This window comes from Actinomycetospora flava, from assembly GCF_037400335.1.
GTDB lineage: Bacteria > Actinomycetota > Actinomycetes > Mycobacteriales > Pseudonocardiaceae > Actinomycetospora > Actinomycetospora flava.
Genome location: NZ_JBBEGM010000008.1, coordinates 295,311 through 307,237 on the forward strand (window position 1 = coordinate 295,311; position 11,927 = coordinate 307,237).

Consider the following 11,927-nt stretch of genomic DNA (forward strand, 5'->3'; position numbering starts at 1 on the left):
GGTCCGGGTCACAGCGGCGTCGGGGGCCTTCTCTACCCTCGCCGACATGAGTGCGGACGCCGTGAAGTGGGAGTACGCAACGGTGCCGTTGCTGACCCATGCGACCAAGCAGATCCTCGACCAGTGGGGTGAGGACGGCTGGGAGCTGGTCACCGTGCTCCCCGGACCCACGGGTGAGCAGCATGTCGCCTACCTGAAGAAGCCGCGGGGATGACCACGCCGGGCAGTCCCCGGGAGGCGCTGCGGTCCCTGGGGCTCGAGCTCCCGCCGGTCGCGGCACCCAAGGGCGTCTACGTGCCGGCGAAGCGCACCGGCAACCAGGTGTGGACCTCCGGGCAGCTGCCGCTGGTCGGCGGCGAGCTCCCGGCCACCGGGCTCGTCGGGGCCGAGGTCGACCCCGACGACGCGGCCGCCTACGCCCGCATCGCCACGCTGAACGCCCTGGCGGCGATCGACGCGCTGGTCGGTCTCGAGGCGGTCGCGTCGGTGGCCAAGGTCGTCGGCTACGTGGCCTCCGCGCCCGGGTTCGGCGGTCAGCCCGGTGTGGTCAACGGTGCCTCGGAGCTCCTGGGCGCGGTCTTCGGTTCGGCGGGCGAGCACGCCCGCTCGGCGATCGGAGTCGCGGCGCTGCCGCTGAATGCCCCGGTCGAGGTTGAGGTCGTCGTCGACCTCACGTGAGCTGGAAGCGGACCCACCCGGCACCCCGGGCGGGCCGAGCGGTGGACGCCGCGGGTGGATCGGAGCGCAGAGCGTGGAATCGAGGACCGGGAACGGCTCCTGGACCGAGGCCGAGCGGGCGTGTCACGACGTCCTCCTGGCGATGGCCGGGCGACTGCCGGACCGCCTGCTCTGGCGCCTGCGCGACTGGCTGAGCTGCGGCGCGCACGTCGCGCTGCGCACCGCGCTGCCCCGGGCGCTGCTGCGCCACCGCGTCGGGGTCACCGAGGACGAGCGGTCGCGCCTGCGGGCCGCGGTGCTCGCCTGGGGCGGGCCCGCGCGGCTGGTCGACGCGGTGCTGCACGTCGACGCCGCCCCCGAGCCGGCCGCGACGTTCACCGAGCCCGCCGCCGGCCCCGGGTGGGACGACACCGACCTGGTGCTGCGCGCCCTCGCCCCCGTGACCGCCGGGGTGACGGCGATTCGCCGGGCCTGGCGCGCCGGGTCCCACACGCCGGTGCGGATCGTGCTGGTCACCGCCGACGGCTCGGCCGACCGCGCCGCTCTGGCCGGCGCCGTGCAGCGCGCGCTGCGCGCCCGCGGTGAGCCCGACCCGTGCGTCGAGGTGCTCGGCGCGTCGACCGCCGCGCCGCCCTACCACCGGGCCGCGCTCGCGGCGTCCGAGGTGCTGTGGCGCTCCAGCGAGGGCCGCGTGCCGTCGCCGACCCGGGCCGGGCTCGGCGCCCAGGCGGGGGAGCTGGTGGGCCATGGCTGAGCGCGACATGACCGGCGAGGACCGCCCCGACCTCGAGTCGCCGGGCCTCGCCCGCCGGCACGCCGAGGACCCGCCGCGCATCGGGCGGTTCGGCTTCGGCGAGCTCGGCGGGCTCGGTGGGCTGGGCGGCTTCGCCGGCGGCGGTGGCGACCTCGCCAACCTGCCGCCGTGGTCGGTGCGCGACGACGGCAGCGGCGCCGACGGCGCCGACGGTGCCGAGCGGCCCGACCGCGACCCCGTCGCGCTCGCCGCCTGGCGCCGTGTCGCCGAGCGCCGCCGGCGGCGCGCGTCGTCGGAGCCCACGGATCCGGAGGGGCAGGCGGGGTCCGTCGACGAGCCCTCGGACGCCTCCCTCCCCGTCGTGCCGCCGACCCCGCCCGCGGAGCCGATGTCGCAGCGGGTGCTGGCCGAGCAGGCCCTGGCGGCCCTGGAGCGGGCGGCGCTGGAGGATCTCGGGGACGACGTGCCGGTGGTCGACGAGTCCCCGTCCCCGTCCCCCGATGCCGTGGAGCCCGTCGCGCCCCGCGACGACGACGCCGGGGTGTTCGCGGGCATCGCCGCCGCGGCGGGCGGCGGGAACGACCGCGACACGTCCACCGACGACGAGGGCCTCGAGCCGTGGCTCGGCACCCGGCCCGTGGAGGCCGAGGCCCGCGACGCGCAGGCCGGCCCGCCGGGGCGCCCGTCCGGGCCCCCGGCCGCGCGCGGCGGGCACGACCCGCGGCCCGGTGGCGGACCGTCCGAGCCGGGCGGACGCCACGAGGTGCTGCTCTCGCTGGCCGGGCGGATCGACGACGACGCGCTGACCTCGGTGCGCGAGCTGGTCGCCGTGGAGGACGAGGCCGCCGCGGCGGAGCTGCTCGGCGGCTGCCTGCTGGCCGCGGGTGCCGGCGTCACCGCGCGGGAGCACGCCGTGCTAGGCCGGTGGTTCGCCGCGTCGCGTGTCGACCCCGAGCTGGTCGACGCCCTGCCCCGCGACCCCGAGGCCGACCGGCGCGACGAGCACCGCTTCACCGCCGACCCGCCGTCCGCCAGTGCCGCCACGGGGGGTGCCGGCGAGGCCGTCGCCCGGGCCGCCGCCCGGCTGCCCGGCGTGCAGCGCGTGCAGCAGTGCTGGCGCACCACGCCGGCGGGCACCGCGCCCGGGCCCGTGCCGCACCGGGTCGTCCTCGTCGAGACGCAGTCGGCCGACGACTGCGAGCACGTCGCCCACCACGTGGCGCACGCCGCCCGCGAGCACGGCGCCGTGTCGGTCGAGGTCTTCGCGGCGGGCGCCGACCTGCCCGCCTACCACCGCGCCGCCGTGCGCGCGGCCCGCCCGCTCGACTCCGCGCCGGCGTCGAGCCCGGCGCCGCCGACCACCCCGGCCCCGCCGGCGTTCCCGGCGAGCGGCCCGGCGACACCGCTGCGTCCCCGCCGCCCGGACCCGGCGCCGTCGTGGCGCCGCGGCGCCGAGGAGGTCTCGGCGTTCGGTGCGGGCGACGAGGTGCCGCCGTTCGGCGTGCCGACGCCCGCCGCGTCCTCGCCGGCGGCGAGCGAGCCGGAGGCGCCGGCCGACGACGCCCCCCGGGTCGAGAGTGGCGACGACGAGTACCGCACGGTCGCGTCGGCCGGACGGGACCCGCTGGAGCGCACGTCGACGCCCGAGAGCCGCCTCCCGCGGCGCAACGCCGGCGACACGGACCGCCCGTCCCCGGTGACGCCGCCGGCACCCGCGCCCCTGCCCGTGACGCCGCCGGCCGCGAGCACGCCGCGCGACGACGCCCCGTCGGCGCCGCCGGTGACACCGGTGCCGTCGGCCCCGCCCGCCCCGCCGGAGCCCGCGCCGGAGCCGGAGCCGCCCGCGGAAGCGGTCGTCCCGTCCGAGCCCACCCCGGTCGACATCGACCCCGACGTCACCGCCGAGCGCATCGCGGCGCTGTGGCGGGTGCCGCCGCCCGACGAGATCCTCTCCGACCAGCACCCGATCTCGGCGTGGAGCGAGGGTCCGGTCGGCCCGACCTTCGGTCCCGGCGAGGACGAGCCGGTCACGACTGCTCAGGAACTCTCCGCGGTGCGCGGCGGCGAGGCCCCGGTCGACCCCGACGCGGCCACCGGCGACATGCCCGCCGTCGCGCCGCCGTCCGACCCCGGCCCGCCGGACGCGACCGCGGCCGAGGGGCGCGTCCGGCGCGCCCGGCACAGCCGGGCCGAGACCGGCGAGTTCGAGATGCCGGTCGACCTCCCGCCCGCCCCGCAGCCCGACCTCCCCGACGACCCGACGACCCGGGCGGCGCCCACGAACGGCCACCGCCACGGTCCCGAGGCCGACGCCGAGGCGCGCGACCGTTCCGACGACGCCGCCACCGGCCCCGTCGAGCGCCCGGAAGCCATGCCGCCGCCGTCCGGGCCGTCGGAGCCCTCCGCGCCGCGGCCGCCCGCCTCGTCGGGGCCCGACTCGTTCGACGTGCAGCTCTCGGAGCGCGAGCGCGAGCTCCTGGCACGCCTGCACGAGGAGCTGGCCTCCCGGGAGCGTCTGGCGCCGGACTCGCCGGACCCACTGCTCGGGCGCCCGCCCGCGACCCCGCCGGGGCCCCCTCCGGGCTCCGAGGACGCCACCGCGCCCCGGCCCCGCCCGGGTGGCCCGCCGCCGGGTCCGGGCCGCCCCGGCTCCTGGCAGGGCCCGCCCCCCGGTGTCGCCGGCACCAACGGCGCGGGCACCAACGGGCACGGTCCCGTCAACGGGCACGGCCTGCCGCATCGCCGAGATCACGACGACGAGGACGGCCCCCGAGCCTAGGGTGCGGCGGGTGACCACCGATCTCGTCGACCTGCCCCCGCGGTTCGGGATGGACCGGCCCGCCTTCGACAAGCTCGAGGGGCGACGGCCGGGCGAGCTGCGGGCGGCGACGTCGGTGATCCTGGCCCGGGACGGCGCGGAGGGCCTCGAGGTCTTCCTGCTCCAGCGCGCGGACGGGATGGCGTTCGCGGCGGGGATGTCGGTGTTCCCCGGCGGCGGGCTCGACGACGCCGACCGCACCGCCCTCGCCGACGGTCTGGTCGACGCGGGCGCGGCGGCGCGGGCCGCGACGAGCTGGGGGACCACGGAGGACGAGGCCGCCGCGCTGCTCGCGTGCGCGGTGCGGGAGACCTACGAGGAGACCGGCGTCCTGCTCGCCGACGCCGCCGTGCCGCCACCCGGCACCCGCGAGCGCCTGGCGGCCCGCGAGGTCGGGCTGCGCGACGTCGTCGGACACCTCGCCGCCGACCGGCTGCGGCCCTGGGCGCGCTGGCTCACCCCGGAGCCCATGCCGAAGCGGTACGACACCGCGTTCTTCGTCGCCGCCGTCCCGGAGGGTCAGGAGCCGGACGGCGCGACGAGCGAGGCGGTCGGGGCGGGGTGGTGTGCGCCGGCCCGGGCCCTGCGGGAGTGGGACGACGGGGACCGGGCGCTGATGCCGCCGACCTGGGCCGTGCTCACCGAGCTCGCCGCCGCCCCGGACGTCGCCACGCTGCTCGCGTCGGCCACCGGGCGCCGCCCCCTGCCGGTCACCCCGAGCCTGCGCCCCGGCGGCGAGCGGGTCGGGATCGCGGTGCCGGCGTTCGCGATCGGGGCGGCGCGGTGAGCGGGCGCGTCGTCCCCGGGCCCGACGCCCCGGAGCACCCGGCCTACGAGCAGCTGCGCCCCGTCACGGAGGCGGCGTCGGTGGTGCTCGCCGAGAACCCCTCGCCGATGACCCTCGACGGCACGAACACCTGGATCCTGCGCGCGCCGGGCCAGCCGGGCTGCGTGGTCGTCGACCCGGGTCCCGAGGACACGGTCCACCTCGACCGCCTCGCCGCCTGCGGCCCCGTCGAGCTCGTCGTGCTGACCCACCGCCACCTCGACCACACCGAGGCCGCCCGCACCTTCGCCGAGCGCGCCGGCGCGCCGGTCCGGGCGCTGGACCCGGAGCTGACCCTGGGCGCGGAGGGGCTCGGCGCGGGCGAGCGCCTCGCGGTCGCGGGCCTGGACCTGCGCGTGCTGGTGACACCGGGGCACACCGACGACTCGCTGTGCCTGGTGGTCGACGACGACGGCAGCGTGCTCACCGGCGACACCGTGCTCGGCCGCGGCACCACGGTGCTCGGGGACTACGACGGCGCGCTCACCGACTACCTCGCGTCGCTGCGCAGCCTCGCCGAGCTGCCGCCGGGGACGACGCTGCTGCCCGGCCACGGCCCCGACCTCCCCGACGCCGGCGACACCGCCCGCTACTACCTGCGCCACCGCGAGGAGCGCCTCGAGCAGGTGCGGGCGGCGCTGCGCGAGCTCGGTCCGGAGCCCGCGCCGCGCCAGGTCGTCGAGATCGTCTACGCGGACGTCGACCAGACGCTCTGGCCGGCGGCCGACCAGTCGGTGGCCGCGCAGCTCGAGCACCTGCGCCGCATCGGCGGCTGACCCGCGGTATCCCTCGGGCGACGTCGAGGAGCCCGGCGCTGGACAGGCCACGCGTCCTTCGGGATGTTCGTCGTCGTGGGGACCGATGCTGCACCGGTCGCCGAGCAGGTCGACGTGGCGGCCCTGCTCGCCGACCCGTACGACACCTACGACCGGTTGCGGGAGCTGGGCCCCGTCGTCCGGGTGCCGGCCGTGAACCGGTACCTGGTGACCGGGTCCGCCGCGTGCCGCGCGGTCGAGGCCGACGAGGTGACCTTCTCCGCCGACGTGCGCGGCGGCTCGGCGACCATGGCCCGGGCCCTCGGGCAACGACCGATGCTGCGCAAGGACGGCGCCGAGCACGCCGCCGAGCGCACCCCGATCAACACACCGCTGCGACCGAAGGCGGTCCGGGCGGCCTGGCGCGCGCAGTTCGAGCGCAACACCCGCGCCCACCTCGAGACCCTGCGGGAGCGCGGCCCCGACGCCGACCTGAACCGCGACTTCGCCGGCCCGCTCGCGGCGCAGAACCTCGTCGACATGCTCGGCCTGCCCGAGGCCACGGCCGATGAGCTGGCGCGCTGGTCGCTGGCCTTCATCGCCGGCATCGGCAACCTGCAGGACGACCCGGAGGTCTGGGCGCGGTCCGACGACGCCCAGCAGGAGGTCGACGCGCACCTCGAAGCCCTGATTCCGGCGCTCAGGCGCCGCCCCGACGCATCGCTCACGTCGGCGCTGGTCCACGCCGGTCTCGACGACGCGACAGTGCGCACCGACGTCAAGCTCATCATCTCCGGCGGGATGAACGAGCCGGCCCACACCATCACGGCGATCGTCTGGGCGCTCTCGGACCATCCCGACCAGCGCGACCGCGTGCTCGCCGACCCCGCCTGGTGGCCGCGCGTCGTCGACGAGACCGTCCGCTGGCAGTCACCGATCGGGATGTACCCGCGCCGGACCACCCGCGACTGCGTGCTGGCCGGAGTCGCGCTGCCCGCCGAGGCCCCGCTCGGTGTCGTCGTCGCGGCCGCCAACCGCGATCCGGCGGCGTTCGACCACCCCGAGCGGTTCGACATCACCCGCGGCCGACGCGCCCACCTCGGCTTCGGCAGCGGCGTGCACGTCTGCGCCGGCCACTGGGCCGCGCGTGTCGCGATCGGCGAGGTCGCGATGCCGCTGCTCTACGGGGCGCTGCCCGGTCTGCGCACCGATCCCGACCGCGAGGCCCCGTGGTCCGGCTGGGTCTTCCGGGGCCTGACGGCCCTGCCCGTCACGTTCTAGCGGGCCCGGCGGGCCAGGCGGTCCGGCTCGAGGATGAGGACGCTCTTGCCCTCGAGGCGCAGCCAGCCGCGGGCGGCGAAGTCGGCGAGCGCCTTGTTCACCGTCTCGCGGGAGGCGCCGACAAGCTGGGCGATCTCCTCCTGCGTGAGGTCGTGGGTGACCCGCAGCAGGCCGGCCTCCTGCGAGCCGAAGCGCTGCGCGAGCTGCAGCAGCGCCTTGGCGACGCGGCCGGGCACGTCGGTGAAGATGAGGTCGGCCAGCAGGTTGTTCGTCCGGCGCAGGCGGCGGGCGACGACGCGCAGCAGCTGCTCGGCGATCTCCGGGCGCTGGGCGATCCACTCGCGCAGCGCGTTGCGGTCCATCGTGTAGGCCCGCACGTCGGTGACCGTCGTGGCCGTCGAGGTGCGCGGACCCGGGTCGAAGATCGAGAGCTCGCCGAACATGTCGGACGGGCCGAAGATCGACAGCAGGTTCTCGCGACCGTCGGGGGAGCGTCGGCCGATCTTCACCTTGCCGGTCGACACGATGTAGAGCCGGTCGCCGGGCTCACCCTCGTTGAAGATGACCGTCCCGCGGGGGAACTCCACGCGCTCGAGGGACTCCGTGAGCACCTCGATCGCGGCGGGGTCGACCCCCTGGAAGATCCCGGCCCGCGCCAGTACCTCGTCCACCGTGCGCTCCTCGCCCACTCTCATCGCTCAACCGCGCGCGGGCGCCGAGCCGTCGGCCCGCGTCCGCACCCTTGCGTCACCTGCTGTGTCACCAGTCACGTCCGCCGCAGCATAGTCACGTCCATACCCATGATCTCGCCACGGCGGGCCCGCAGATCTCACCGCATCGGGGCGGATCCGCCGAGCTCGTGACCCGTGTTCGCCCGATCGGACCATCATAGACCTCGAGATCTCGCGGCGCCGCTGCCCTGCGTGAGCGTCAGGCTCGTTCCCTGGTTCGGCGGGAACCGCCGCGCTTCCCGAGGTTCCGGAGCCGGAACAACTGGAGCGCACCGCCGATCCCTTGACGGAACAGTGCCTTGACCTCGTCGGGCCGGGCGCGTTCGAGGAAGTCCTCGACCTCGTCCTCGCGCACGGTGCCCGACCGCAGGCGGGTCTCGAGGCGCTCCATGCCGAGCGCGAAGACCATCACCAGCAGAGGGATGAGGATGGCGAGCCAGGCGGTCATGGTGTGCGCATCGTCCCGCACCGGCCCGTGACGTCATGCACCGGGGCCCGTCGGGCGTGTCGCGGGACCCCGGCGACCCGCGGGTCCGGTTTCCGCAGGTACCGGGCCCGACCGAGCGCCGACGGGCCGCGTCCTACCCTGGGTGGGTGAGCAGGGCAGCCCGCGCCGTCGGGGACGAGAGCCGACTCGCCCTGGTGCGGCGGGCCCGGCGGATGGACCGTGAGCTGGCCGTCGCGCACCCCGATGCGCACTGCGAGCTGGACTTCACCTCGCCGCTCGAGCTGCTCGTCGCCACCGTCCTGTCGGCGCAGACCACCGACGTGACGGTCAACCGGGTGACGCCGGGGCTGTTCGCCCGCTACCCGGACGCCGCGGCGTTCGCGGCCGCCGACCGCGTCGAGCTCGAGGAGATCCTGCGCCCGACCGGCTTCTTCCGGGCCAAGGCCGAGTCGGTGACGAAGCTGGGCGCCGCGCTGGTCGAGCGCTTCGACGGCGTCGTGCCGGGGCGGCTCGAGGACCTCGTGACGCTGCCCGGCGTCGGGCGCAAGACCGCCAACGTCGTGCTCGGCAACGCCTTCGGTGTCCCGGGCATCACCGTCGACACGCACTTCGGGCGCCTCGCGCGCCGGTTCGCGTGGACGACGTCGGAGGACCCGGTCCAGGTGGAGAAGGAGGTCGGCGAGCTCATCCCCCGCAAGGACTGGACGATGCTCTCCCACCGCCTGATCTTCCACGGCCGCCGCGTCTGCCACGCCAAGAAGCCGGCCTGCGGGGCCTGCTCGCTGCGTCGCGACTGCCCGTCGTGGGGCACCGGCGAGACCGACCCGGCCAAGGCCGCGAAGCTCATCAAGGGTCCCGACGCCGACCACCTCCTCGCCCTCGTCGGCCTCGAGCGGTGACCCGCGCCGAGATCCGGGCCACCCTGGTGGTCGTGGTGCTCGCCGTCGTCGGCGTCATCGCGCTGTGGCCGCGGGACACCGGCGCCCCGGCCGCCGACTCCTCGTCGGTGCTCCAGCCCGCTCCCGTCGCCGGCAGCGACGACCCGGGTGCGCTCGCCGACGCCCGCGGGTCCGCCGGGCTCGAGCCCTGCCCGGTCACGGTGCCCGGCGCGGCGCCGGTCGGCGCGCTCGCGGACGTGACCCTGGAGTGCCTGGGCGCGCCGGGCCCGGTCGACCTCGCCGCGGCGCTCGGCGGGCGCGAGACCCTCGTCAACTTCTGGGCGTCGTGGTGCGGGCCGTGCCGCGAGGAGGTCCCGGCGCTGCGGGCGTACACCGAGCAGCCGGGGGCGGTCGCCGTCCTCGGCGTCGACGCGAACGACCGCGCGACGTCGGCGCTCGCGCTGCTCGAGAGCTTCGGCGCCCGCTACCCCTCGGTGAGCGACCCCGCGCAGGTCGTCGCCCCGAAGCTCGGCGCCCCGCCGATCCTGCCGGTCAGCGTGCTGGTGCGCGCCGACGGCAGCGTCGTGAACATTCCCCCGGAGGTCCTCCGCACGCCCGAGCAGGTGCGCGCGGCGGTCGACGCGGCCCGGGGCGGTGCACGGTGACCTCGGAGACCTCGGAGGCTCTGCGTCCCGACGCGGCCCCGGCGTGGCTGGCGCCGCTCGTCGAGGCGTGCCGGCGGCTCGGTCCCGACGACGTCCCGTTCCGCCGCCGGCTCGCCGGCACGGCGCCGAACGGCCGCAGCGCCGCGGTCCTGATGCTCTTCGGTGAGGGCCCCGAGCTCCTGCTCACCGAGCGCGCCGCGGACATGCGCTCGCACGCGGGGCAGGCGGCGTTCCCCGGCGGGTCGATCGATCCCGAGGACACCGGCCCCGTGGCCGCGTCGCTGCGCGAGGCGCAGGAGGAGACCGGGCTCGACCCGTCCGGCGTCGTCCCGCTGGTGACCCTGCCGCCGCTGACCATCCCGGTGACCGGCTTCGCCGTGACACCGGTGCTCGCCCACTGGGCCCGCCCCTCACCGGTGCGCGTCGTCGACCCCGCCGAGACCGCCGCGGTGGTGCGCGTGCCGGTCGCCACGCTGGCCGATCCGGCCGTGCGCTTCCGCGTCACCGGCCCCTCCGGTTACACCGGTCCCGCGTTCGCCGCAGGGGGATTGCTCGTCTGGGGCTTCACGGCGGGGCTGGTGGACTGGATGCTCACCCTGGGCGGGTGGGCGAGACCCTGGGACGGTTCCGACGTGCGTGACCTCGACGAGGCGTGGGCGCAGCGGCACGACCTGAGCGAAGCGACCACAGCGCACCCTGCGCCGACCCGGCCGGACACGGCCGAAGGAGGGCCGATCCGGTGAGCTGGGTCGACGTCGTCGTCGTGCTGCTCGCGATCGCCGCGGGCATCTCGGGCTGGCGCCACGGTCTCGCCGTCGCCGCCCTGAGCTTCCTCGGCGTGCTCGGGGGCGCGCTGCTGGGCCTGAAGATCGCGCCCGCGCTCGTCGACAACTTCGAGAGCACCACCTCGAAGATCGTCGTGAGCGTCCTGCTCGTCGTCGCGCTGGTCGCGCTCGGCGAGACGCTCGGGGTCTACCTGGGGCGCGCGCTGCGCGACCGGATGCGCCTGCCCGCGGTGCGCACCGTCGACTCCTTCTTCGGCTCCATCCTGCAGGCGCTCACCGCGCTGATCGTCGCCTGGCTGATCGCGCTGCCGCTGGCGGGCTCGTCGGAGACCGCGCTGGCGTCCTCGCTGCGCGACTCCCGGGTGCTCGCGGGCGTCGACGCCGTCATGCCGACCCCGCTGCGCCAGCTGCCCAACGAGCTGCGCGCGCTGTTCGACGCCTCGGGCTTCCCGGATGTGCTCAGCCCGTTCTCGTCGACGCCGATCGCGGACGTGCCGCCGCCCGAGCAGGCGCTCGTCGAGGACCCCGTCGTGCAGCAGGCCCGCTCCAGCGTGCTCAAGGTCCGCGGCCGCGCGCCGTCGTGCCAGCGCGCGCTCGAGGGCACCGGCTTCGTCATCGGCGAGGACCGGGTGATGACCAACGCGCACGTCGTCGCGGGCACCGACGAGGTGTCCGTGGAGGTGCCGACCTCCGACGGCGACGCCCGCACCCGCTCGGCGCGCGTCGTCTACTACGACGACGAGGTCGACGTCGCCGTGCTCGCCGTGCCCGGGCTGGACGCGAACCCGCTGGAGTTCGACTTCGCGAGCGCCGAGACCGGCGACAACGCGGTGGCGCTCGGCTACCCGCTCGACGGCCCGTTCTCGTCGTCGCCCGCGAAGGTGCGCCAGCGGATCCAGCTGCGCGGCCCGAACATCTACGAGAGCGAGACCGTCACCCGCGACGTCTACACGATCCGCGGGCAGGTCCGCTCCGGGAACTCCGGCGGACCGCTGGTCGACCCGCAGGGCCGCGTCATCGGCGTCGTCTTCGGTGCGGCCGTGGACCAGGGCGACACCGGCTTCGTCCTCACCGCCGACCAGGTCCGCCCGGCCCTCGACGCCTCCCCGGGCGCCACGGGCCGCGTCAGCACCGGTTCCTGCGCGGCGTAGCAGCGGGGGGTGTGCCAGCGATGCGGCATCGCTGGCGATCCAATTCAGCAAGCCGGTAGGGCCAGGATCGCCTCAGTGTCAGGGTCGGCTTGCCGCTGTTGCGGTGGTTGGGAGTCTGGCTGCTGATGTTCTGGCTCGCAGGATCGCTGTCGCCCCT

At 76.6% G+C, this 11,927-nt stretch carries 13 protein-coding genes; 11 read left to right on the forward strand and 2 right to left on the reverse strand.

Translation table 11 applies throughout. The annotated features are described in order from the left end of the window. Positions 1-46 precede the first annotated feature (46 nt). From sp36 to WCD58_RS20295, 7 genes are all read left to right on the forward strand, one after another. Positions 47-214 carry a Sp36 family protein gene (sp36, locus tag WCD58_RS20265; RefSeq protein ID WP_337704865.1) on the forward strand — a complete coding sequence of 56 codons (168 nt, stop codon included), beginning with the start codon at positions 47-49 and terminating at the stop codon, positions 212-214. Next, on the forward strand, positions 211-678 hold the full coding sequence (locus WCD58_RS20270) for a RidA family protein (RefSeq protein ID WP_337704866.1): 468 nt from the start codon (positions 211-213) through the stop codon (positions 676-678). Before sp36 ends, WCD58_RS20270 begins: the two co-directional genes overlap by 4 nt. 73 nt (positions 679-751) lie before the next feature. Then, entirely contained in the window at positions 752-1,432 is a 681-nt protein-coding gene (locus WCD58_RS20275) for a hypothetical protein (protein ID WP_337704867.1), read from the forward strand. Further along, complete coding sequence (locus WCD58_RS20280; protein ID WP_337704868.1) at positions 1,425-4,211, forward strand: hypothetical protein; 2,787 nt, start codon at positions 1,425-1,427, stop codon at positions 4,209-4,211. The genes WCD58_RS20275 and WCD58_RS20280 overlap by 8 nt, the downstream gene beginning before the upstream one ends. A gap of 10 nt (positions 4,212-4,221) precedes the next feature. After that, a complete protein-coding gene (locus tag WCD58_RS20285) occupies positions 4,222-5,037 on the forward strand; it encodes an NUDIX hydrolase (RefSeq protein ID WP_337704869.1) in 816 nt (271 codons plus the stop codon). Next, positions 5,034-5,852, forward strand: coding sequence for an MBL fold metallo-hydrolase (locus WCD58_RS20290; RefSeq protein ID WP_337704870.1), 819 nt, complete (start codon positions 5,034-5,036; stop codon positions 5,850-5,852). Before WCD58_RS20285 ends, WCD58_RS20290 begins: the two co-directional genes overlap by 4 nt. 75 nt (positions 5,853-5,927) lie before the next feature. Next, positions 5,928-7,112 carry a cytochrome P450 gene (locus WCD58_RS20295; RefSeq protein ID WP_337704871.1) on the forward strand — a complete coding sequence of 395 codons (1,185 nt, stop codon included), beginning with the start codon at positions 5,928-5,930 and terminating at the stop codon, positions 7,110-7,112. Here the strand turns inward: WCD58_RS20295 and WCD58_RS20300 are convergent. Then, on the reverse strand, positions 7,109-7,783 hold the full coding sequence (locus tag WCD58_RS20300; protein WP_116708603.1) for a Crp/Fnr family transcriptional regulator: 675 nt from the start codon (positions 7,781-7,783) through the stop codon (positions 7,109-7,111). The genes WCD58_RS20295 and WCD58_RS20300 overlap by 4 nt on opposite strands. A gap of 259 nt (positions 7,784-8,042) precedes the next feature. Continuing rightward, positions 8,043-8,291: a hypothetical protein gene (locus WCD58_RS20305; protein WP_337704872.1), complete on the reverse strand. Its 249-nt coding sequence runs from the start codon at positions 8,289-8,291 to the stop codon at positions 8,043-8,045. 212 nt (positions 8,292-8,503) lie between these two features. On the opposite strand from WCD58_RS20305, the gene nth reads away from it, so the two are divergent. The 4 genes from nth to WCD58_RS20325 are packed head-to-tail and all read left to right on the forward strand — an operon-like array spanning position 8,504 to position 11,770. Continuing rightward, the gene (gene nth / locus WCD58_RS20310) at positions 8,504-9,190 is read left to right on the forward strand and encodes an endonuclease III (protein ID WP_337704891.1); all 687 of its coding nucleotides are present in this window, start codon (positions 8,504-8,506) and stop codon (positions 9,188-9,190) included. Then, positions 9,187-9,834 (forward strand): TlpA family protein disulfide reductase, encoded by a 648-nt coding sequence (locus WCD58_RS20315; protein WP_337704873.1) that lies wholly within the window; start codon positions 9,187-9,189, stop codon positions 9,832-9,834. Before nth ends, WCD58_RS20315 begins: the two co-directional genes overlap by 4 nt. Next, positions 9,831-10,577, forward strand: a complete 747-nt coding sequence (locus WCD58_RS20320) for an NUDIX hydrolase (RefSeq protein WP_337704874.1) — start codon at positions 9,831-9,833, stop codon at positions 10,575-10,577. Before WCD58_RS20315 ends, WCD58_RS20320 begins: the two co-directional genes overlap by 4 nt. Next, positions 10,574-11,770, forward strand: a complete 1,197-nt coding sequence (locus WCD58_RS20325) for a MarP family serine protease (RefSeq protein ID WP_337704875.1) — start codon at positions 10,574-10,576, stop codon at positions 11,768-11,770. Before WCD58_RS20320 ends, WCD58_RS20325 begins: the two co-directional genes overlap by 4 nt. Positions 11,771-11,927 lie beyond the last annotated feature (157 nt).

Excerpts from the sequence above, each read along its gene's own strand:
- WCD58_RS20270 (WP_337704866.1), top strand. The coding sequence starts at position 211 with ATGACCACGCCGGGCAGTCCCCGGGAGGCGCTGCGGTCCCTGGGGCTC.
- sp36 (WP_337704865.1), top strand. The coding sequence starts at position 47 with ATGAGTGCGGACGCCGTGAAGTGGGAGTACGCAACGGTGCCGTTGCTG.
- WCD58_RS20305 (WP_337704872.1), bottom strand. The coding sequence starts at position 8,291 with ATGACCGCCTGGCTCGCCATCCTCATCCCTCTGCTGGTGATGGTCTTC.
- WCD58_RS20280 (WP_337704868.1), top strand. The coding sequence starts at position 1,425 with ATGGCTGAGCGCGACATGACCGGCGAGGACCGCCCCGACCTCGAGTCG.
- nth (WP_337704891.1), top strand. The coding sequence starts at position 8,504 with ATGGACCGTGAGCTGGCCGTCGCGCACCCCGATGCGCACTGCGAGCTG.